Source organism: Smaragdicoccus niigatensis DSM 44881 = NBRC 103563, assembly GCF_000380645.1.
Classification (GTDB): Bacteria; Actinomycetota; Actinomycetes; order Mycobacteriales; family Mycobacteriaceae; genus Smaragdicoccus; species Smaragdicoccus niigatensis.
In genome coordinates, this window is sequence record NZ_AQXZ01000016.1 from 36,664 (window position 1) to 57,313 (window position 20,650).

Genomic DNA, 20,650 nt, shown 5'->3' on the forward strand with positions numbered 1-20,650 from the left:
GAGACATAGTCGTCGAACGCTGACGATAGCCTGAGAATTGGCTGTTGCTATGCGGTTTGGGGATAAAACGGCGTCTAGATTGATCATCGTGGCTATCGGTCGGCGTGCACGGCTGAAACTAACGGCTGTCGCCGTCCTCGCCGCGGTTGCGGCAACTGCCGGGTTCGTCGTCCTGCGCAGCGGCGCTGGTGATGCGGGACCGGTTTCCAGCCAGGAGATTTCCGTCGTCGCGGCTCCGGGTTCCAACCTGCACATCAAACTCGACACATCCTTTTATCTGCCGTCAAAGACCCCAGCCCCCGCCGTGCTTCTGGCGCACGGATTCGGTGGGAGCAAGGCCTCCGTCGATGCACAGGCACGCGAACTCGCAGACGCGGGACTTGTCGTCCTCACCTACAGTGCCCGCGGATTCGGTAAGAGCGGCGGAACGATCAGCATCAACGATCCAGATCGCGAAGTCGCCGATGCTCGCGAACTCGTCACCTGGCTCGCGAATCGACCCGAGGTCACCAAGGATCGACCTAATGATCCGAAGGTCGGCGTCGCCGGGGCCTCGTACGGTGGCGCGCTCGCCTTGATGCTGGCCGGCACCGATCCACGCATCGACGCGGTGGTCGCGACGGCGACGTGGAACAACCTGGGGCGCGCGTTGTTCCCGAACTATGCCGAGCCGACGTCGACGGCAGTGCCGTCGTCGCTGACCACTTCGCAATACGAATGGCCGGGCGTGCTCAAGAGAAACTGGGCCGGGACATTCTTCGGCGCCGGCTCAACGGCCGTCGGAGAGGAGGGCAGGTCGGGCACGCCGCCGGCATCCGCGGCTCCCGCGAATGTGTGCGGTCGCTTCGACCCGCGGCTGTGCCCCCTCGTTCTCCCCGCGTTGGTGACGGGTACTCCCTCGCCGGAACTCCTCACGGTGCTCACCCAACACTCCCCGACGACCGTCGCAGCGCACATCACCGCTCCGACGTTGCTGCTGCAAGGACAGCGCGACACCCTGTTCGGCCTGGACGAGGCGGACGCAACGGCTCGTGAAGTTCGGGGACCTGTCCAAGTCCGATGGTTCAACGGTGGTCACGACGGAGGATTCGACCGAGCCGACGGTCCGGCGCGCGACTTCCTGACCAGTCAGCTCACCGGCGCTGCCGACGAGAAGTCGGCCGACTCAACGGAGTTCCGGTTCGACCTGCCCGGCACGATGGACGAGAACGGCAACCAGCGCATTCGGGCCATGATCGCCGACGGCTATCCCGGCGTGGGCAAGGCTCCCTCGGTCCAGCGGTCGACCGTCCCGTTGCGCGGGACCGCCAATCAGCAGATCCTTCGTCCACCCGGTGCGGTTCCCGCGGCGGTGTCGAGCATCCCCGGCTTGTCGGTCGGCGGCGGCGCCATCCCTGCGGCACTGGGGTCTCTCGGACTCGACATTCCGGGCCAGACTGCAGTGTTCGAATCCGCACCCGTCGGCGAGCCGATGTCGATCGTCGGCTCGCCCACGGTCGACCTGCACATCACGGCTCGAGCGGGTCCTGGTTCGTCCGTCTTGTTCGTCAAGCTTTACGACGTCTCGCCCAGCGGTCGACGAGCGTTGCCCGGCGGTGGCGTTGCTGCCGTTCGGATTCCCGACGACATTCTGGGACAGCCGCTCCGAATCACGTTGCCCGCGATCGCCCACCAACTCCCGGCCGACCACCATCTCGAGCTCGCGATCGCGACGACAGACGCGGCGTACGCGACACCACTGACGCCCGCGGTCTTCACGATCGACGGCTCAGAGGTTTCGCTGACCGTCCCGTCGGTCCCTGCAGTACCCCGGTCGCGCGATATTCCCTTGCTGCCGATCGTCGGCTCCATCGCGATCATCGGCGTAGTTCTCATGCTCGCGGTGGTGGGGATGGTCCGGCGGCGTCCAACTCCGATCATCGAGGGTGTCGACGAACCACCGCTCGAGGTGAAGGGACTTGTCAAGGCGTATTCGAACGGTTTCCGTGCGGTCGACGACGTGAGCTTCACCGCCGAACGCGGCACGATCTTGGGCCTGCTCGGACCCAATGGCGCGGGCAAGACGACCACGCTGCGCATGGCCATGGGCCTCATCCGGCCCGACGACGGTGAGGTCAAGCTCTTCGGCAATCACGTGAGCGCCGGGTCGCCGATTCTCGCCCGCATCGGAGCCTTCGTCGAAGGTCCCGGCCTGCTCCCCCACCTGTCTGGCACACAAAACCTACGGCTGTACTGGGCCTCAACGGGACGGCCGAAAGAGGACTCGCACCTCGAAGAGGTGCTCGAGATAGCCGCGCTGGGTTCCGCGATCGACCGACCGGTCCGCTCCTACAGCCACGGCATGAAGCAGCGTCTCGCCATCGCTCAGGCGATGCTCGGTCTGCCCGACCTGCTCATTCTCGACGAGCCCACAAACGGACTCGACCCGCCGCAAATCCGGACGGTTCGCGACGTGCTCACGAACTACGTCAAGACGGGGCGCACGGTCGTCGTCTCGAGCCACCTTCTCGCCGAGGTGGAGCAGACCTGCACACACGCGGTCGTCATGAACCAGGGAAAGGTCATCGCGTCGGGTTTGGTCACCGACCTCGTTGCCGCCGCCGGTCCCATCGACATTCGCGTGGACGACATTCCGGCCGCGGTGGACGTGCTCGGCGAGATGTCGGGCATCGGTCACGTCGTGGTCGTTGACGGGGTCACACCCCGAATCCGCGTCGACGCTGGGTCGGTCGGAGTGCCCGAAATCGTGCGAATCCTGGCGGACCGGGACGTGGCCATCCGCAGCGTCACCGGATCGACCCGGCTCGAGGACGTCTTCCTGGCGTTGGTTCACGACCCGCGATCGACCGTCGCGTCAGACGAGGAACAACCATGACAACCGGCACCAGACTCACGTTGCCGTTCCGGGTCGAACTCGAGCGACAACTCCGCCGTCGACGGACCCAGGTGGCATTCGGGCTGCTCGCGATACTGCCCATCGTCTTGGCGATCGCGTTGGCCTTCGGCGGTGACGACGCGGGCGGCGCGAGTGGGCTCATCGACCTCGCGACGCACGGTGGCGTCAACTTCGCGGTCTTCGCGTTGCTGATGTCCGCCGGATTCCTGCTGGTCGTGGTGGTCGCGCTGTTCTTCGGTGACGCGGTGGCCAGCGAGGCAGCGTGGTCGAGTCTGCGCTACCTCCTGACAATCCCGATCCCGCGCACCCGACTGCTCGTTCAAAAGGCACTGGTGGCCGTCACGCTGTCGATCGCCGGAATTGCGGTTCTCGTTGCGATGTCGCTGGTCGTGGGCACAATCCGCTACGGCGCTGATTCGCTCGTGACGCCGTTCGGCGACTCGATTTCATTTGGGGTCGCGCTCGCGCGAATTGCGCTCGGCGCAGCGTTCACCGCGATCAGTTTGCTGTGGGTCGCCGGACTCGCGTCTCTGCTGTCCGTCTGGACCGACGCCCCGTTGGGCGCGGTTGGAGGCACGGTCATGGTCGCGATTCTGATCGAGATCCTCGAGCAGATCACGCCCCTCGGCCAATTGCGGAACTGGTTGCCCGGACACTTCGGCTGGGCCTGGACCAGAGCGCTGGCTCCCGTCATCGACTGGCAGGACATGGTGGTCGGCACGTTCTCGTCGTTGGTCTACGCGTCGATCTTCGGCACCCTGGCCTGGTGGCATTTCCGCCGGAAAGACATCGTGTCCTGACTACTTGAGCCCGGCCGCGTCCATCCCGCGCAGTTCCTTCTTCAGATCGGCGATCTCGTCGCGCAGACGACCCGCCAACTCGAACTGCAGGTCGCGAGCGGCACTCATCATCTGATCGGTCATCTGTTTGATGAGATCGGCCAACTCTGCGCGCGGCATCGACTTCGTATCGCGATGGACCACACCGGACGACCGGCCTGGTTCGCCTTGCGCACGTCGACCACGGCTCGCATTTCGACCCGAGCCACCTACCGCAACGTCGGTGTCGTCGGCTTCCTCGTAAACCTGGTCGAGGATGTCTCTGATCTTCTTCCGCAGCGGCTGCGGATTGATGCCCGCCTGCCGGTTGTATTCGATCTGCTTCTCACGCCGGCGTTCGGTCTCGTCGATCGCGTGCCGCATCGAATCGGTGATCTTGTCCGCGTACATGTGCACTTCACCGGACACGTTTCGGGCGGCACGTCCGATCGTCTGGATGAGGCTCGTGCCACTGCGCAGGAAACCCTCCTTGTCGGCATCGAGGATCGCGACGAGCGACACCTCCGGAAGGTCGAGACCCTCACGGAGAAGGTTGATTCCGACGAGGACGTCGTATTCACCGAGTCGCAGCTGGCGCAGCAGCTCGACGCGTCGCAACGTGTCGATCTCGGAATGCAGGTATCGCACCCGAATGCCGAGACCGAGCAGGTAATCAGTGAGGTCCTCGGACATCTTCTTCGTCAGAGTGGTCACCAGAACGCGCTCGTCACGCTCAGCACGCGCGCGAATCTCGTGAACGAGGTCGTCGATCTGGCCCTTGGTCGGTTTGACCACGACCTTCGGATCGACAAGACCCGTCGGGCGAATGACCTGCTCGACGAACTCGCCTTGCGCTCGGCCGAGCTCATACTTGCCCGGAGTGGCCGACAGGTACACCGTCTGGCCGATGCGCTCGGCGAACTCTTCCCACGTCAGCGGCCGGTTATCGACGGCAGACGGCAACCGGAATCCGAAGTCCACCAGGTTCCGCTTGCGGGACATGTCGCCTTCGTACATGCTGCCGATCTGCGGCACGGTGACGTGCGATTCGTCGATGACGAGCAGGAAGTCGTCCGGGAAATAGTCGATGAGCGTCGCGGGTGCCGTACCCGCCGCTCGCCCATCGATGTGTCGCGAATAGTTCTCGATGCCCGAGCAGAACCCAACCTGACGGATCATCTCGAGGTCGTATTGCGTACGCATCCGGAGCCGTTGAGCTTCGAGCAGCTTCCCCTGCTTCTCCAACTCCGCGAGCCGTTGCTCGAGCTCGGACTCGATGTCGGTGACCGCGCGGGCCATTCGCTCTGGCCCGGCCACGTAGTGCGTCGCCGGGAAGATCCGCACGGAATCGACCTTCCGCACGACGTCTCCAGTCAGCGGATGCAGGTAGTACAGCGCCTCGATCTCGTCACCGAAGAACTCGATGCGGATGGCGAGCTCTTCGTACGACGGGATGATCTCGACGGTGTCACCGCGGACCCGGAACGATCCGCGAACGAACGACATGTCGTTGCGCGAGTACTGAACGTCGACGAGTAGACGCAACAGCGCGTCGCGGTCGATATCTGTTCCGACTTCGAGCTGAACAGACCGGTCGAGATAAGACTGCGGCGTACCCAGACCGTAGATGCAGGACACCGACGCGACGACGACCACGTCGCGCCGAGACAGCAGGCTCGAGGTCGCCGAGTGCCGCAGGCGCTCGACGTCGTCGTTGATCGAGCTGTCCTTCTCGATGTAGGTATCCGTCTGCGCGATGTACGCCTCTGGCTGGTAGTAGTCGTAATACGAGACGAAGTACTCGACGGCGTTGTGCGGCAACATCTCCCGTAGCTCGTTGGCAAGCTGGGCGGCGAGTGTCTTGTTCGGCGCCATGATGAGCGTCGGGCGCTGCAGACGTTCGATGAGCCAGGCCGTCGTCGCCGACTTACCCGTACCGGTGGCACCGAGCAGGACGACGTCTTTGTCTCCGCCGTTGATCCGGCGTTCGAGCTCCTCGATCGCCGCTGGTTGGTCACCGGCCGGCTGGTACTCGCTCACGACCTCGAACCGACCGCCGGTGCGCTCGATATCGCCCACCGGTCGATGTTCGGAGTGGGCGCGGACAGCATCGTCAATGGCGCGAGCGGCGGGTTCAGAAGCGAAGGCCATGGAACCAGAGTAGGTCGGACCTACGACAAGTTCTTGGCCGGTCAACCAGGCACCCGCCGCTACTCGCCGAAGAGTGGCCCTTCGTAGCCGACCCGGAATTCATCCTCCGGAACAATCCAGCGCTCGCCACGGTCGCCTTGGACGACCCACGATTCATCGGTCGCGGTCCCCGCTCCTTCGAGAGTCCGGACTGACTCCCCCGGCACGCAGCGACGCGCGAGCACGCTACCTTTGCGCTTCCAGGTTCCGCCGGCGCCGGGCTCGTATGACTCCTGGAAGATCCCGTCCTGTACCGACCACTGCCCACCGTCGGCACCCGTCACCGCCCAATCGCCCGCGCGGGCCTGCATCACATCGCCGGCTCGCGTCGTCCATGTCCAAGGTTCGTTGCGGCGTTCGGCTTGAACGTCCCCGATTCGGCGGTACCTCCGCCAGACCGGCCAGGACCGATACCCCTGCTGGCGGAGTTGCAGTACCGTCCCGGCGACGCTGCCGACCGCCTTCGTCAGCTTCTTCTCGTCACTCGCGATCCGATCCCAGGGAATCAACAGCGGGTGCTTCTTATGGGCGTCGTCACGAGGGCCTTCGTGCCAGCCTTCCGCGCGTAGGTACTCGCACCAGTCCTCGTGCTCTGCCTGCGCCATCTGCATCGCGACCTCGCGCGGAAAGCCCAGGCGCCGAAGCTGTTCCAACGGGCTGGCGTCGCCGGACCCAGGTGGGTCGGGCAGCACCGTGTCGTTCTCCATGCTGTTCCAACTGTGGTCGCCGATCTGCTCGACGATCTGCAGAACGTTCCGGACCAGGCGCCGGTTTGATCGCCGGTAAAACGCACTCAGTTGGTCCCACGGTTTGCTCGTCGGCGCGTCTGGATCAGCGGTGGCTCGGTAGTTCTCGTGAATCAATATCGCCGCTCGGTCCAGGGCATCTTGCGGCCGACCTCCGGGCATGTCCATGGCGAGCGGAAAAGTGGTCAATCCGCCGACGATCGGACGGCGGTGGCGAATCGAGCGCACGTCCGAATCCCATTGATAAATAGGCAGACTGGGATATCGCGTGGCGAGCCGGATACCGAGAGTCGAGTCGATGTCCTCATTCGGGTTGTTGATGGAATCGACGATGATCACGGCGAGAGACTCGACGCTGAGTTTTGAATCATCGATCATCCGTGCAATACGGCTCACCGAGGGTGCCTCCGGGACCGCAAGAATGCGGGCCCGCGCACATTCGTGCAGTTGGGCTTCGTGATCCCGATGGTCGTTGACGAAGTCTTCCGCCTTGCGCCCGAGGACGGTCATCGCGGGCAACCCCTCGGCCGATTTCTCCGATGCCGCGCAATGGCGATGATCGAGGTCGGCACACAATGCCAGCGTCAGCCGCGACGTTCCGCAGACGAACACTTCTGTCGCTCGGCCGACGATGGAATCGAGGAGTCGCGCCGCCGTGGCTTCATAGATGCTCACGGCGCCCGGCGCCCACAGCACTTGCGAATTGCGCTTGTACGCCTGACGCCACGCTTCCGCCTGCCATGGGTCATCGATGCGAACGAGGAGCGGAAGGCGCCGTTTCGCATTCACTCCGCGGACGACCGCCCGGACCGCCCGCGCGGTCGTCAACTTGGGCGGAAGGACGAAGATCCCGCGAACGAGCAGACGCACTCGAGCGAGTATCGGAACGCGAGCTTTGGCGACGACCTCGCTCACCATCTCGAGGCGGTTGAGATTGGCGACTGCATCGCTCGAGAGCAGGTACAGCCGACTCAATTTTGGCCACACGGTGAGCGACTCCAATGCCGCCTGGCGGTCGACGTCGACGGTTGCGATACACAATCCGTCGCCCCGACACTCGGTGACGCAGGGCCGGTCCGGCGCCGACGTGAGGAGAACCAGCAGTTCTCCCCGATCCAGATCCTTCGCCAGCGCGGACACCATGGACTGCGCGTTCTCATCCATTTCGATGATGACGGTCACGGTCTTCGCCCGGAGGATCCGGAACCTGCCGGACTGCGTCTCCATAACCTTGATGAGGACCAGGAGAACGCCCAGGAACACCGCCGAGAGGGCGCCCAGCCGAGCCACGTCGAGTGCGACGGGAGTAACAGTCGGACAGGTGATTTCGTCGAGCTTGCGATCATCGACACCGCCTTTCAGCAGCGTCGCTGTCCAGATCAATTTCGTGACGAAGGAAGGCTTCTGAGTACCTGAGCACGTCCAGTACGAGCTCAGGCCGAGGACGAAACTGATTGCACTCAAGACGGCGATCACGCCAATGGGCGCATTGGGTCGACTGAGCGTGCGGAAGACCACCGTGCACGTCGCACCGATGAGCACGACGACGACGAGAATTACCCACGGTCGCCACGGTTCGGGGATCAGTTTGGCCCGGTCTTGACGCCGCGCCACGTAGGCGAGGCACGCAACGGCGACCACGGTTCCGACGAGCACAGTCCACCGCGCGATGCGCCGGACAACCACAGACGTCGGCATGCGCCCAAATCCCCTCGCCGGGCGACCAATCCCTCTACCGAGATGATCCACCCGTGCACGCGAATAGATCGCGAAATTCGAGCCGGATACCTATCTTTCATCAATTCCCCAGGAAACGTACCGAGCGGTCTTTTAACCCTTTCGTTCCGCCCGCCGACGGCGTTGACTGAGAGATGTCCACTGGGCTGACAAGGGATGGCTCTCATGGCTGACGTCGATGTTTGCGTCGTTGGAGCGGGTTTCGCGGGTTTGACCGCCGCCCTACGACTCGTTCAGGCGGGCCGCACGGTCGCGGTGCTCGAAGCTCGGGACCGAGTCGGCGGACGGACGTTCACCGATTCGCTGGGCAATGGCTCCTATATCGACCGCGGCGGCGCTTGGGTCGGCCCCACCCAGGACCGCATCCACGCGTTGATGGACGAGTTCGGAGTACCCAGCTACAAGCAATTCAACGAGGGTGCGAATCTCGTGGTCCTCGACGGGAAGCCGCACCGATACAAGGGCACGGTCCCCCTCAAACTCGGGCCGTGGGTGACCGCCAACATGGGCATCGCCTTCCTCAACCTCGAACGCCTGTGTCGATCGATTCCGGTGAACGAACCGTGGAACGCGCCGAATGCCGCTGAGCATGATGCGACCACTTTGGCGACCTGGCTCAAGGGCAACGTCTATTCCAAGCCCGCCCACGATCTGCTCGAAACCGGCGTCGCGGGCTGCTACACCTCAGCGGCGTCCGAGGTGTCGCTGCTTTTCGTGCTCTTTCAAATGGCGTCGGGCGGTGGTCCGCGCTTCGTACTCGGCGTCGAAAACGGTTCGCAGGACGCGCGACCGGTCGGCGGGATGGGTGCGATCTATCGTCCGATCGCTGATTATCTCGGCGAGCGAATTCATCTCAATCAGCCGGTTCGATCCATCACTCAGGATGCCGACGGCGCGACCGTGCGCGCGGAGTCGACAACGGTTCGAGCCTCCCGGGTCATCGTTGCCGTGCCCATCGCGATCGCCAGTCACATCCTGTTCGACCCACAGTTGCCCGTCGATCGAGCCATGCTCCATCAGCGGATGCCGGGCGGTTCGATCATGAAGGTCGCTGCGATCTATGACGAGCCGTTCTGGCGCGCGGATGGGTTGACGGGTCTGTCGGCGTCACCAGGGACGGCCGCCCCGGTCACCATCGACGCGTGCACCGCCTCCGGAAAACCCGGCATCCTGTGCGTCATCGTCGAAGGTCCGAACTGCCGTCGGCTGGGCCGAATGACCGAATCCGACCGGCGCCAAGCGATTCTCAGCGACCTCGCGATTCGATTCGGGCCGAAGGCCGCCAATCCGGTCGACTATCACGAGCAAGACTGGACCCTCGAAAGATATTCCGGCGGTGGCATGCTCAGCCACGCTCCCACCGGCGTCCTGACCGAGTTCGGTCCGGCCCTGCGAGCACCGTGCGGTCGCATCCATTGGGCCGGGACCGAATCGTCGCCGGTGATGTGCGGATGGGTCGATGGCGCGGTCAGATCCGGTGAACGGGCCGCGCACGAGGTCATCGATCTGGCGTACGCGTAACGTCCCGCGCTATCGACCGCCGATGGCCGCCGAATTTCCTGGGACCGAACCAATCACCATCGGCGCCAACGTGTTCGCACTCGGCTCCGGCCGAGCCAAGCCGTAGCGCGTCACCCCGCCAGAACCCGCGACGAGAAGATCTGCCCCCTCGGTCGTCGCCGTGACCGCCACCTGCACCCCGGAGCCCGGGAACGGTTCGAAGGACGACGTCTGACGGAATTGCAGGTGTGCGCCATGCTCGCCAGGGCCGTGCGTGTACATCGCCGGCGCCCCGTCGAGCCGTGAACCGCTCGACCACGAGCGAACTGTGCCGTTACCGGCTGTCTGACCCGTGATGATGCTTTGCGCACCGCCCTCAGCACCAGCAACCCAACCGACCGCGAGCGAAACGCCGTCACGGTAGCTCTCATCGAACGCGAGGAACTCCGCTGCCTTCGTCGGGTCCTTCGAAGGCTCGCCGCCACCGGCCACGACGGTTGGGGCGTAGAGGTCGTACCGGAACACCTTCACTCGCGGCGCCTCACCTGGTCCGGGGGCTGTCACGATGCTGTGCCGCCCGGATGCCAACTCGACCGTGCCAGTCGCGAGCGAGACGCCCGCCTTCGAGCCGGGATACGGCGCAAACGAGGAAAACACGTCCGGCGCCTTGCCTTTCGCCGGCAGGACTGACGAGAAGACCTTTACCTGCGACTCGATACCCGGACCTGCACCGACGACGATGTTGTCGGCAAGCGCGTTGCCGTCGACATCGCCACCGGCGACCGTGACTCCTCCGCGGAAGTCCGCGCCGAAGGGCGAGAACCGCGCAAGTTCCTTGGTGAATCCGCTGGCACCGTCATAGGCGACCACTTCGTTCGCCACACCAGATCCCGTGCCGGCGATCAGGTCGAGAACCATGTCCCCGTTGACGTCCGCCATGGCGACCGACGGCGTACCCGTGAATCCCGGGAATGGCGTGACCTCAGCCAGCGGCCGATCACCGGCACCGTCGAGGACGCTGACCTTCCCGGCTCCGGCGACGGCATACGACGACACCTGCGGGATCACGTTGACGATGGCCATCAGGCCGTTGTCCTCGTGATTGAGCCGGTGGCAGTGGATGACGAACGATCCGGTGTAGTCCGTGAACTTCGTGCGCACGGTCGTCGACGAATCGACGAGCGGGTTCTCCTGATCATCAGTCACTGGCGCCGGAACGTTGACGTTGTCCTCACCCCACATCTGCACGCCCGTCTTCGTACCGGCGACCGGGCTGTCGATCTGCATCACCTGGAAGTCGTTGACGTGGATGTGCATCGGGTGTTCGTCGTTGTTCTTGTTCGTGATGACCCATTCCTCGACCGAGTTCAGACGTGGCTGGATCAGCGGAATGTTCGGGAAGGTGTTGTCGGCGAACTCGTAGGTGAATGCTTTCGGGTCATTTGTGCTCGCCTTGTCGTTGCTGAATCCACCCGAGACGATGAGATTCCGGGTGACGTCCGGTGTCATTGCCGCGGTGTTCACGAACGACGTGTACGCACCGAGTTCCTGTCCGGGGTTGAAGGCGACGGTCTTGCCCTTTCCACCGTCCGGACTGACCTTCAACAATTTCTGCGTGGGGAAAACGAAGAAGCCGTCGGCGTAACTGATCACCGATGGATCGACGGACGTGGTCCCGAGCACCGCACTGGGTTTGTCGGACCCGTTGTTCGTGTACAGAACTCCCGGGTTCGAGACTGGCTTCGCGCCCGGCACCGGAGGCATCTCCAGCACCAGATCCCCGTGCTCGGGCATCGTCACGGCGACCGCGTACCGCGACCCGGGTGGAATGACGAGCCTCGTCCCGTCACCGTCGACCGGCGACTGGACCTGGGCGAACGGATTACCGTCCTGACCGACGATCGCGAACTTCGGATGTTTTCCGGTAGCCGTCTCGGTGAGGGTCACGGGCAGGTAGGCGAAGTCGCTGATGTTCGCGAGCACCCAGATCTCGGTTTGCCCGGGCTTCGTTTTGAGCTCCGGTTGAAACTGCCCGTTGATCGTGAATTGGACATCGCGCTCATTGTCGGGAAGCCCCGGATTGGCCGGGATATTGGTCGAATTGCTCGCGAAACTCTGCAGATTGCTTGGAATGAACTGGGTTTGGCCGCGGTGGTTGTTCGGCGACAACGGTCCGCTGTACCAATTCGTGAAGTACTGCGAACCCGGGCTGGTCTGCGCGAAGTTCACCGGCGCCAGACTCGGCTGATACGTCCCGTCGGCGAGCTGGTTGGCCTCGGGCGGGCGCAGCGTGCTCACGAATTGCGACCAGCTGGGATCATTGAGGTGCGCGCCCGACCCTTTGCGATCGAACACGAAGTTGTACTGCAGTGCCATATCTCGAACGGGCAGTTTGTTGTCGGTCACGAGCGGGAGATTGCCGTCCGGCCGTCCGATCTCGAGCAGTCCAGCCAGGCCACGGTAGGTCTGCTCGGCGGTCAGAGTGTGCAGATGGCTGTGGTACCAGTACATTCCCGCCGGCATCGACGTCGGAATCGCGTAGTCGTAGCGGTTGCCCTTGCCCGCCGGAATGTCGAGCAGAACGTTGTCGGCATTGCCATCCGGGCTGACGTGCAGTCCATGGGTGTGCAGATTGATCGGCGGCGCCGCCAGGGCAGTCGGATAGAGCGGAACCTGTTGACCCGCCGGCGTGAATTGGAAGCTGTAGAAGTCCGAAATCTGCAGACCCTGTAGGTCGTTGTCGAAGTGGACAATGAGGCGCTGCCCCGGATCGACGCGGAGCGTCGGCGCGGGATACAGATCCTTGCCTTCGGTCGAACCGTCGGATGAGGTTCCGCGGATCAGCGTGTAGCCGAAGAGGAGAAAGCCCGACACCGGCTTCGAGGCGGTGTCGAGTGACACCGAACCCTGATGTGCCGAAAGCCGCACTTCGAGGACACCGTCTTTGCTGCTCAGCTTGACGGGCTCCCGGTAGGCAGCCGAGGTGCCGTCCTTGCCGAAGTTCGAGCCCGGTGCGGTGACGCTGTCCTTCTTTGACGTGCATCCGGCAACGATCAGCATCAGCGTGCAGGCGATGCTCAACCAACCGATGAGTCTCCGCTGCCGCATCGCGTACTCGCTTACCTCAGAACAACTGCCAGAAGAGAACGATCATCACCGCATAAAGGACGAGGAGAACGGCAACACCGGTCAGCTGCGTTCTCGTCGTCGGATTGTGCGGCCGCAGCCACCACTGGAAATGTTTGACGACCCACGGGACCAGCCACGTCAACAGCGTGACGCTCACGCAGTTGCCAACGAAGAGTGCCATCGCGAACGGCAGGTTGACGTCCTTGGTAAGGATCGGTGTACCGACGAAATACCCGAAAATGAACACGACGGGGTACAGCATCAGCAGCACCATCATGTTCATCTTCCACGCCGGCGGTGGCGCAGCACCCGGGTCCGTCGGTGAAGCGAACCACTGGTCGAATCCGGTCTTCGCGACGAAGACATGCCAGTGCTCGATGAATGGGTCGGTCTGTTTGAGCAGGGCCTGGCGTGTGTCCGAGTTCAGCCACGCTTGCAGGTTGTCCTCGTTGTCGAAGCGCAGGATCGCCACGAAGGCCGGCTGAACCCCCGGAACCGGGGGTTCAAGCCGATACCCCTGGAAGCCCGGTGCCTGCGATTGCGCCGCCGCGATTCGGCGCTCCCACTTCTGGTAATGGGCTTCCATCCCCTGCCGAACTCGTGTCGAGAACACTGCCGAAGCCGGCGCCGGCAGGGCGCCTTCTCCGTCTCGAACGATGTTGACGTCGTCTACGCCGGCGAGCATCGGCGCGACCGTCTCGAGCCGAGCAGCGCGTTCGGACGAATGTAGCCAGACCTGCGCTGCCTCCAGATCGACGAAGCGCTGGAGGATCACCCAGTCCGGCTGTGTTGGCGGATTCGGCTTCAGGACGCGTTGTTCCAGAAAGCCGGGCACCCCGCTGACGCGCGCACTCGTCTCCTGCTGCCAGGCTTCGAAGGCGTCCTCCGACTCTGGGCGAACGCCGGTTTGGGTGACGATCGTGACGGTCATTGCAGTTGTGCGCTTTCCAGGTCAGCCGCCGCGCGGGTCACCACCCGCGGCTGCGCGGGAAGCCGCGCGTAGATGCGGTCCGGTGTGAACGGCAACGACGAGAACCGAACACCGGTCGCATCCGCGAGCGCGTTGGACACCGCCGGCGCGACCGGGTTGATCGCACACTCACCCTGCGACTTCGCGCCCATCGGACCGATCGTGTCGTAGGTATCGGCGAAGAACACGTCCGTGCGCGGAAGGTCCGCGAATGCCGGGATGCGGTAATTGCGCAGGTTGGCGTTCACCACCCCGCCGTCGACGTTGTGCACCAAGTTCTCGGTGAGTGCCCAGCCGTACGCCATGCCGACGGCACCGTCGATCTGACCGCGGCACTGCAGCGGGTTGATCAGGCGGCCGATATCCGCGCCATGGACACTGTGCAGAATCCGGATCTCTCCGGTCACCAGGTGCACGGCCAGTCGTACGCCGTGCACGTTGAACGCAATCGTGCGTGGCGACAGATACGCCTTGCGCTTGGCTTCGAATCGATGGCCTTGCGCCGTTCCGATCGCATGCAGTTCGGTCAACGGGATGTTGCGCCCGCCGCAGACCACCATGTCGTCGAGCAGCGTGCACTGCTCACGATCGACGCCGGTGTGCTTGCTCGCGAAGTTCAGGATGTCGTCGCGCATGGCGAGCGCCGTCAGGTGTACGGCCTTGCCGGCCACCACGGTGCCGGTACTGGCAAATGTTCCGGTGTCGTAGGGCGTGCGGTCGGTGTCGGCGTTGATGATGTCGACGTTGGCCGCGCGGGTCTCCAGGATCCCGGCGGCAATCTGCCGGTGGGCGTTGGTGATTCCATTGCCCATTTCGCACGAACCGCAGGCGAGGTGGTAGCTGCCGTCCGCGAGCATCCGAAGCTCGGCGGAGGATCGATGCTCGGTCGGTGGCCCGCATTCGAGCATCGCCATCGCGATTCCCGACCCTTCGGCCCAGTCGTCGCCCGCCGGCTTCGCGACCCCGTTGCCCTTAGCGAGCTCGGATTCGACGTAATCCATGCACTGGTCGAGGCCGTAGCTGCCGAAGTCGGCGTCGGTCGGGTCCTGCCAGATCGATTCGACGTGATCGCCCGGCCGGACCATGTTCTTGCGCCGCATCTCTGCCGGGTCGATCTTCAGCATGCGGGCGAGATCGTCGATAGCGCATTCGATCGCGAACGTCGTCTGGGAGGCGCCGTACCCGCGGAACCCGCCACCCGGAAGGACGTTGGTGTACACGGCGTACCCGAGTGCCCGCTTGTTCGGGCAGCGGTAGGCCGCCAGCGGGCTGCTCAATGCCGCCGCGAGAGTTTCACTCCCGTGGTTTCCGTAGGCCCCGGTGTTCGAGTAGACGGTCACGTCGAGCGCCGTGAGCGTCCCGTCCTTCTTCGCACCGAGCTTGACCCGAGTCGTCATCTGGTGACGGGTCGTGGCGCCGAAGAATTCCTCTTCGCGAGTCCATTCCCACTTCACCGGGCGCCCGAGACGCATCGTCGCGAGCAACGGGAGGTCTTCGGAAATCATCTCCTGCTTGCCGCCGAACCCGCCGCCGACACGTTCGGTGAACACGTGCAGATCGCGGTCTCGCAGGCCGAACAAGTAGCAGAGCTTCTGTCGAGCGACGAACGGTCCCTGCGAACTGGTGCGGACATGCCACCGGTTGTCGTCGCCGCGCCACGCGATCGAACCATGGGTCTCGAGGTGCGTGTGCTGCACCGGAGACGTCGAGTAGGTCATTTCGTGGGTGGCCTCGGCTTCCGCGAGTCCCTGCGCCACATTTCCCGCTTCACCATGAATGTCACAGAAGATGTTGTCTTTGTGCGCGTTGCCCTTGTCATGAAGCAGCGGCGCACTGGGCTCCATGGCGTCCACCGGGTCGAACACCGCCGGCAGCACCTCGTACTGCACCTTCAGCGCGCGAACTCCCGCCTCCGCTGCGGATTCAGTCTCGCCCACCACGGCTGCGATCCGCTGGCCGGCGAAGCGCGCGACATTGTCGAGAAGTCGCGTGTCGTCCGGGTCAACGAGGTGGTCCTCGTGAATTGCCGTGCTGTACAGGCGGTTCGGAACGTCCTCCCACGTGTACACCGCAACGACGCCAGGCACCGTCAGCGCCTCACTGCGGTCGATCTCGAGAATGCGAGCGTGCGCATGCGGCGACCGCAGGACCTTGAGATGAAGCATTCCGTCCATCGCGATGTCCATCGTGTACCGCGCACGCCCGGTCAAGATGCCATCGCTGAAGGGGTTCGCCAGGCTAGCCCCGCACGCGAGCCCCGCGACGTCCTTCTCGGCTTCGGTGACGCCGTGCAGCGCGTCGTCGATCGACCGGTACCCCGTGCAACGGCACAGGTTGCCCTTCATCGCGCGCGGCAGATCCTGCTTCTGCTCATCGCTCAACGCGGCAGCGGTCATCACCATGCCCGCAGCGCAGAAACCGCACTGGAACGCCTGTGCGTCCTTGAAAGCCTGCTGCATCGGGTGCAACTCGCCGTCCGAGGCGAGGCCCTGAATGGTGGTGACTTTCTTGCCCGCTGCACGGAACGCGGGAACGAGGCAGGAGTGGAACGGCGCGCCGTCGACCCACACCGTGCATGCTCCGCAGTCCCCGGCGTCGCAGCCCTTCTTGACGCCGAAGACCCCGCGATCGCGGAGGAACGTGCGAAGACACTGACCTGGTTCTGGCTCGGCCGAGAACATCCGGCCGTCGACCTCGAAAGTGCTCATGCCAATTCCGCCCGGATCTGCTCAGCAAAATGGAACGTGAGGTGTTGCTTGTACTCCGCCGACCCATTGACGTCGTGGAAGTAGTCGGGGAACGAGAGCCGGGCCGAGATCGCGCGCCGAAGTTCGTCCCGCGTGGGCACACTGTCGAAGGCGAACTGGACCGGACGGCTCGTTGCTGCCGTCACGGTGACGCGGAAGTCCTGGCCGTCTTGGCCCACGGTGCCGACGAGCAGCGCAGCAGAACGTCCGAGCTTGACGAGCGACTGCTGGCGGAAGGCGACGCGCTTGGACAATGCCGACGCCGGTAGGTGGATCGACCGAAGCAGTTCACCCGACTCGAGCACGTTCTCGTGGTTACCGGTGACGAAGTCCAAGGACGGAACGGTCCGGGGCACGCCGTCTCGCGGCAAGATCGTGTACACGCCTTCGAGCGCGGTCGTCAGCGAGATCATCGCCCCCGCGGGCAGCGACATCACTATGTTCCCGCCGACCGTCGCGGCATTCCAGATCTTCCACGACGCCAGAAGAGCGTTGCAGCAGTCCCGGAAAACGGACACCGCGGTCCATTCGGGAGGCGCTTCGTAGCGGAACAGCTCGCCGATCTTGCAGGTCGCGGCGATCTCGAGACCGGAGTCGGTCGCGGTCAACGCGGGCCAGTGCAGGCTCTCGAGGTCGATGAGCGTGTCCGTCGAAACCTGGGGTTCGGAGAACAGCCACGTCCCGCCGGCAAGCCACGCGTAACCGTCGTGCCAATCCACGATCTGGTCTGCGGAGCTGGGGCGTTTGACGTCAACAATCGTGTTCAGATTCATGTCTGACCGCCATGGTTGAAACGTACCAATGGGTATGCCTAAACGTACCAATGGGTATTTTTTACACCCATTGCCCCATTCAACACCCCTAGACTGTCGTTTAGGAATCCCTTTCGGGCAGTTGGTTCAAGATTGGTCCATCTGGTTCGAAAGCCGACGGGCGGCGGTTCTTCAATGCGCGAAATACTCCCTCAGTTGATCCGATGGATCGACGCCGATCTCCCCTTTGCGGTCGCAACGGTGACCCGAACGGTCGGCAGTACGCCAAAGCCACCGGGCGCGGCGGTCGCAGTGTCCGCGAACGGCGACATCATCGGCGGAATCTCCGCGGGATGCGTCGAGTCCGAGCTCATCGAGTTGGCTAATCGGGTTCTCGCAGAACACAAGCCGCTGGGTGCGCAGTTCGGTCCGGACGACGATTTCGGCCCGGGTTTGAGCTGTGGCGGGACGATCGACGTCGTCGTCAACCACTCTCTGCAGCTCGAACCTGGACTTGTGGCTGCCGCTCGCGCACTGGCGTCGGGACACGACGCCGAAGTTGAGATCTCGCCCGATTTCTCCGTTCAACTGCACCCGGATCCGCACATGATCATCTGCGGCGCAACCGACGTCGCCATTCCGATGAGCCAGATCGGAAAACTCCTCGGCTACCGCGTGACTGTGGTCGACGCGCGCGCTGCCTTCGCGACACCGGCCCGATTCCCCGATGTGGACATTGTCATTGATTGGCCGCATCGCTACCTCGAGTCAATTCAGGTTTCCGACACCGCAGTCCTCTGCAGTTTTGCGCACGACGCGAAGTTCGCGATTCCGCTCCTCGAGACCGCCCTACGGAAGCCGTTCGCATACTTGGGCGCGATGGGGTCCAAGCGCACCAGCGCGGAACGGGAAGCGGAACTTCGCGCGCGCGGCATCACAACGGAGCAGTTGGCCCGCCTCCATTCACCGATCGGATTGGACATCGGCGGTCGAACTCCGGCAGAGATCGCGGTCTCGGTAGCGGCCCAGATCGTCGCGCAACAACGATGACGTGCAGCGGCTTACTGCTCGCTGCGGGGGCCGGTAGGCGGTTCGGCGGTCCCAAAGCGCTCGCGGTCGTCGCCGGCCATCCGCTGGTCCTCACCGCGGTCAATGCTTTGCGCAAGGGCGGTTGCCATCCCATACATGTCGTGACCGGCGCGTCCGCTGTGGAGGTCGAGTCGCTGCTGCCGAACGACGTCACCGCCGTGCGGGCACACGACTGGGAGCTCGGTATGAGCGCGTCGCTGCGCGCCGGAATGCATGCCGCAACCGGCGACTCTGTGCTGATTCACCTCGTCGACCTGCCGGATGTCGGCGCCGATGTCGTGGCTCGCATTCGCGAGCACGCGGCCTGGGACTCCGTGGTCCGGGCTGCGTATGCCGGTGTTCCCGGGCACCCGGTTCTCGTCGGCCGAAAGTGGTGGCCCGAGTTCACGGCGAGTCTGTCCGGCGATCAAGGCGCACGGGAGTGGCTGCGCGACCGCGTCGCGATGATCGAGTGTGCCGACCTGGCAACCGGTTCCGACCTCGATGTCCCTCGTGACCACGCTCGGTAGCCCGCTATCACGGCAGGATTTCCTCCCCGTGGGGTGAACAACCGGCGTACCTTCGGTGTATGCGGTACGCCACTCCGGACCCGCATTAAGGCTGACGAGAGTCCGGAACGCACCAACGGATGCGCCGTCGAAGGGATCGCGAAACATGGACGTCGCCACGGTCACCACGACAAACAACGTTGTTCATGTCCACAAACCCAAGGTCGAACATTTCAACATCAAGGAATGGACGAATATCGACCCCAAGGGATTCGTTCGCCCCGTTGAGAAGTACCTACGCAAGCCGTGGGGCCTCTACATGGGCCGGGAAGCCGACCACGCCAACTTCCATTACATCGAGTCCTGGCTGCTGCCGTCACTCGGTCTGCGGGTGACGATCTTCCACTTCCACCCGTACAAGCGGCGTGATCAGAACTTCTACATCGACATCGGTGACTTCACGCCCGGCAAAGAGGTGTGGCACTCGACCGACCACTACCTCGACATCGTCGTACGGACCGGGCGCAATGCCGAACTCCTCGACGTCGACGAACTACTCGCGGCTCAACGCGCGGGACTCATCGATCCGGGGACCGCGGAGAAGGCGATCGACAAAGCGGTCACCGCGATGACAGGGATCGCACAACACGGCTACCGGCTGGAAAGCTGGCTGTCGTCGCTGGGTATTGACCTGACCTGGCGTTAGGCCCGGGTCACTGCGATCGTCACCGGCAGCGCGGGGTCCGCGTTGCGGTACGCACCATCCACGTTGGGGAATCCAGCGCCGCTGAGTCGCCCGTCGAGCTCGCCCTCGGTCACTGATTCCGGGACCGAAACCGAGATGCCGTCGATCGTCGCACCCGTACCGCCCAGCGCCACGTTGAGTCGACCCGCAAGACGGCCGACCTGCTGATCAGTCAGCGCCGACTCCCCCGCTACTGCGCGGTGCTCGCGGACATTCCGCTCGAAGGGGATGATGCGGTCACTCCACAGCACTTCCGCCGCACGCGCGACGATGTCCGGTGCACCTGAGTTGTCGAGCCACACGTCGGCGACCGCGCGGCGTTGCTCGAGCGTCGCCTGGGAGGCGATCCGAACGCGGGCGTCGGCTTCATCGACTCCGCGATGTTCGACCAACCGGCGAACCCGAACCTCGACGTCCGCGTCGACAATGACGACCAGATGGAACAACGGCGCCAGCCCGTTCTCGACGAGCAACGGAATGTCTTGGACGACAACCGCATCGGGCGCGGATTGACCCAGCAACTGAGCCGTCCGTTTTCCGATCCGGGGGTGCAGGATCGAGTTCAGCTTCTGGCGAGATTCGTCAGTCGCGAACGCGACCGCAGCGAGCGCCGGCCGGTTGAGGCTGCCGTCTTCGTGCAGTACCGATTCACCAAATTCGGCGACGACGGCGGCGAGGCCCTCCGTACCCGGTTCGACGACTTCACGCGCGATGCGATCGGAGTCGATGATGACCGCTCCGCACCGTGCGAAAACGTCAGCGACCGTGGACTTTCCTGCACCCATACCGCCCGTGAGGCCAACTCTCAGCATGATTCCCTGCGCATACCGTGTTCTTACCTCA

13 protein-coding genes are annotated in these 20,650 nt (G+C 64.0%); 6 read left to right on the top strand and 7 right to left on the bottom strand.

The features are described from left to right. Nucleotides 1–88: 88 nt before the first annotated feature. Together F600_RS0110585 and F600_RS0110590 are read left to right on the top strand one after the other, a co-directional pair. On the top strand, nt 89–2,875 hold the full coding sequence (locus F600_RS0110585) for an alpha/beta fold hydrolase (protein WP_018160588.1): 2,787 nt from the start codon (nt 89–91) through the stop codon (nt 2,873–2,875). Further along, nucleotides 2,872–3,696: an ABC transporter permease gene (locus F600_RS0110590; protein ID WP_018160589.1), complete on the top strand. Its 825-nt coding sequence runs from the start codon at nt 2,872–2,874 to the stop codon at nt 3,694–3,696. Before F600_RS0110585 ends, F600_RS0110590 begins: the two co-directional genes overlap by 4 nt. Here the strand turns inward: F600_RS0110590 and uvrB are convergent, their stop codons facing one another. Both uvrB and F600_RS30310 read right to left on the bottom strand, forming a co-directional pair. Continuing rightward, nucleotides 3,697–5,865, bottom strand: coding sequence for an excinuclease ABC subunit UvrB (gene uvrB, locus F600_RS0110595; RefSeq protein ID WP_018160590.1), 2,169 nt, complete (start codon nt 5,863–5,865; stop codon nt 3,697–3,699). Nucleotides 5,866–5,924: 59 nt separating this feature from the next. Further along, nucleotides 5,925–8,348, bottom strand: coding sequence for a RyR domain-containing protein (locus F600_RS30310; protein WP_018160591.1), 2,424 nt, complete (start codon nt 8,346–8,348; stop codon nt 5,925–5,927). Nucleotides 8,349–8,552: 204 nt separating this feature from the next. Here F600_RS30310 and F600_RS0110605 point away from each other — a divergent pair, with 204 nt between their 5' ends. After that, nucleotides 8,553–9,908, top strand: a complete 1,356-nt coding sequence (locus F600_RS0110605) for a flavin monoamine oxidase family protein (RefSeq protein ID WP_026306402.1) — start codon at nt 8,553–8,555, stop codon at nt 9,906–9,908. Nucleotides 9,909–9,917: 9 nt separating this feature from the next. On the opposite strand, the gene F600_RS0110610 is transcribed toward F600_RS0110605, so the two are convergent. The 4 genes from F600_RS0110610 to F600_RS0110625 are packed head-to-tail and all read right to left on the bottom strand — an operon-like array spanning nt 9,918 to nt 17,506. Beyond that, complete coding sequence (locus F600_RS0110610; RefSeq protein WP_018160593.1) at nt 9,918–12,995, bottom strand: multicopper oxidase family protein; 3,078 nt, start codon at nt 12,993–12,995, stop codon at nt 9,918–9,920. 16 nt (nt 12,996–13,011) lie between these two features. Further along, a complete protein-coding gene (locus F600_RS0110615; protein WP_018160594.1) occupies nt 13,012–13,947 on the bottom strand; it encodes an antibiotic biosynthesis monooxygenase in 936 nt (311 codons plus the stop codon). Beyond that, on the bottom strand, nt 13,944–16,694 hold the full coding sequence (locus tag F600_RS0110620) for a molybdopterin-dependent oxidoreductase (RefSeq protein ID WP_018160595.1): 2,751 nt from the start codon (nt 16,692–16,694) through the stop codon (nt 13,944–13,946). The genes F600_RS0110615 and F600_RS0110620 overlap by 4 nt, the downstream gene beginning before the upstream one ends. Continuing rightward, nucleotides 16,691–17,506, bottom strand: coding sequence for an FAD binding domain-containing protein (locus F600_RS0110625; protein WP_018160596.1), 816 nt, complete (start codon nt 17,504–17,506; stop codon nt 16,691–16,693). Before F600_RS0110625 ends, F600_RS0110620 begins: the two co-directional genes overlap by 4 nt. A gap of 174 nt (nt 17,507–17,680) precedes the next feature. Here F600_RS0110625 and F600_RS27730 point away from each other — a divergent pair, with 174 nt between their 5' ends. The 3 genes from F600_RS27730 to F600_RS0110640 all read left to right on the top strand — a co-directional run bounded on the left by F600_RS27730 (nt 17,681) and on the right by F600_RS0110640 (nt 19,768). Further along, entirely contained in the window at nt 17,681–18,535 is an 855-nt protein-coding gene (locus tag F600_RS27730; protein ID WP_018160597.1) for an XdhC family protein, read from the top strand. Next, nucleotides 18,532–19,083, top strand: coding sequence for a nucleotidyltransferase family protein (locus tag F600_RS0110635; RefSeq protein ID WP_018160598.1), 552 nt, complete (start codon nt 18,532–18,534; stop codon nt 19,081–19,083). Before F600_RS27730 ends, F600_RS0110635 begins: the two co-directional genes overlap by 4 nt. Nucleotides 19,084–19,228: 145 nt before the next feature. Further along, nucleotides 19,229–19,768 carry a ribonuclease FAU-1 family protein gene (locus F600_RS0110640; RefSeq protein WP_018160599.1) on the top strand — a complete coding sequence of 180 codons (540 nt, stop codon included), beginning with the start codon at nt 19,229–19,231 and terminating at the stop codon, nt 19,766–19,768. On the opposite strand, the gene coaE is transcribed toward F600_RS0110640, so the two are convergent. Continuing rightward, a complete protein-coding gene (coaE, locus tag F600_RS0110645) occupies nt 19,765–20,619 on the bottom strand; it encodes a dephospho-CoA kinase (protein ID WP_018160600.1) in 855 nt (284 codons plus the stop codon). The genes F600_RS0110640 and coaE overlap by 4 nt on opposite strands. Nucleotides 20,620–20,650: the final 31 nt, after the last annotated feature.

What these genes read in the sequence shown, in the direction of transcription:
- F600_RS0110620 (WP_018160595.1), bottom strand. Translation starts at nt 16,694, where the DNA reads ATGAGCACTTTCGAGGTCGACGGCCGGATGTTCTCGGCCGAGCCAGAA.
- F600_RS0110640 (WP_018160599.1), top strand. Translation starts at nt 19,229, where the DNA reads ATGGACGTCGCCACGGTCACCACGACAAACAACGTTGTTCATGTCCAC.
- F600_RS27730 (WP_018160597.1), top strand. Translation starts at nt 17,681, where the DNA reads ATGCGCGAAATACTCCCTCAGTTGATCCGATGGATCGACGCCGATCTC.
- F600_RS0110615 (WP_018160594.1), bottom strand. Translation starts at nt 13,947, where the DNA reads ATGACCGTCACGATCGTCACCCAAACCGGCGTTCGCCCAGAGTCGGAG.
- F600_RS30310 (WP_018160591.1), bottom strand. Translation starts at nt 8,348, where the DNA reads ATGCCGACGTCTGTGGTTGTCCGGCGCATCGCGCGGTGGACTGTGCTC.
- F600_RS0110605 (WP_026306402.1), top strand. Translation starts at nt 8,553, where the DNA reads ATGGCTGACGTCGATGTTTGCGTCGTTGGAGCGGGTTTCGCGGGTTTG.
- coaE (WP_018160600.1), bottom strand. Translation starts at nt 20,619, where the DNA reads ATGCTGAGAGTTGGCCTCACGGGCGGTATGGGTGCAGGAAAGTCCACG.
- uvrB (WP_018160590.1), bottom strand. Translation starts at nt 5,865, where the DNA reads ATGGCCTTCGCTTCTGAACCCGCCGCTCGCGCCATTGACGATGCTGTC.
- F600_RS0110635 (WP_018160598.1), top strand. Translation starts at nt 18,532, where the DNA reads ATGACGTGCAGCGGCTTACTGCTCGCTGCGGGGGCCGGTAGGCGGTTC.
- F600_RS0110590 (WP_018160589.1), top strand. Translation starts at nt 2,872, where the DNA reads ATGACAACCGGCACCAGACTCACGTTGCCGTTCCGGGTCGAACTCGAG.
- F600_RS0110625 (WP_018160596.1), bottom strand. Translation starts at nt 17,506, where the DNA reads ATGAATCTGAACACGATTGTTGACGTCAAACGCCCCAGCTCCGCAGAC.
- F600_RS0110610 (WP_018160593.1), bottom strand. Translation starts at nt 12,995, where the DNA reads ATGCGGCAGCGGAGACTCATCGGTTGGTTGAGCATCGCCTGCACGCTG.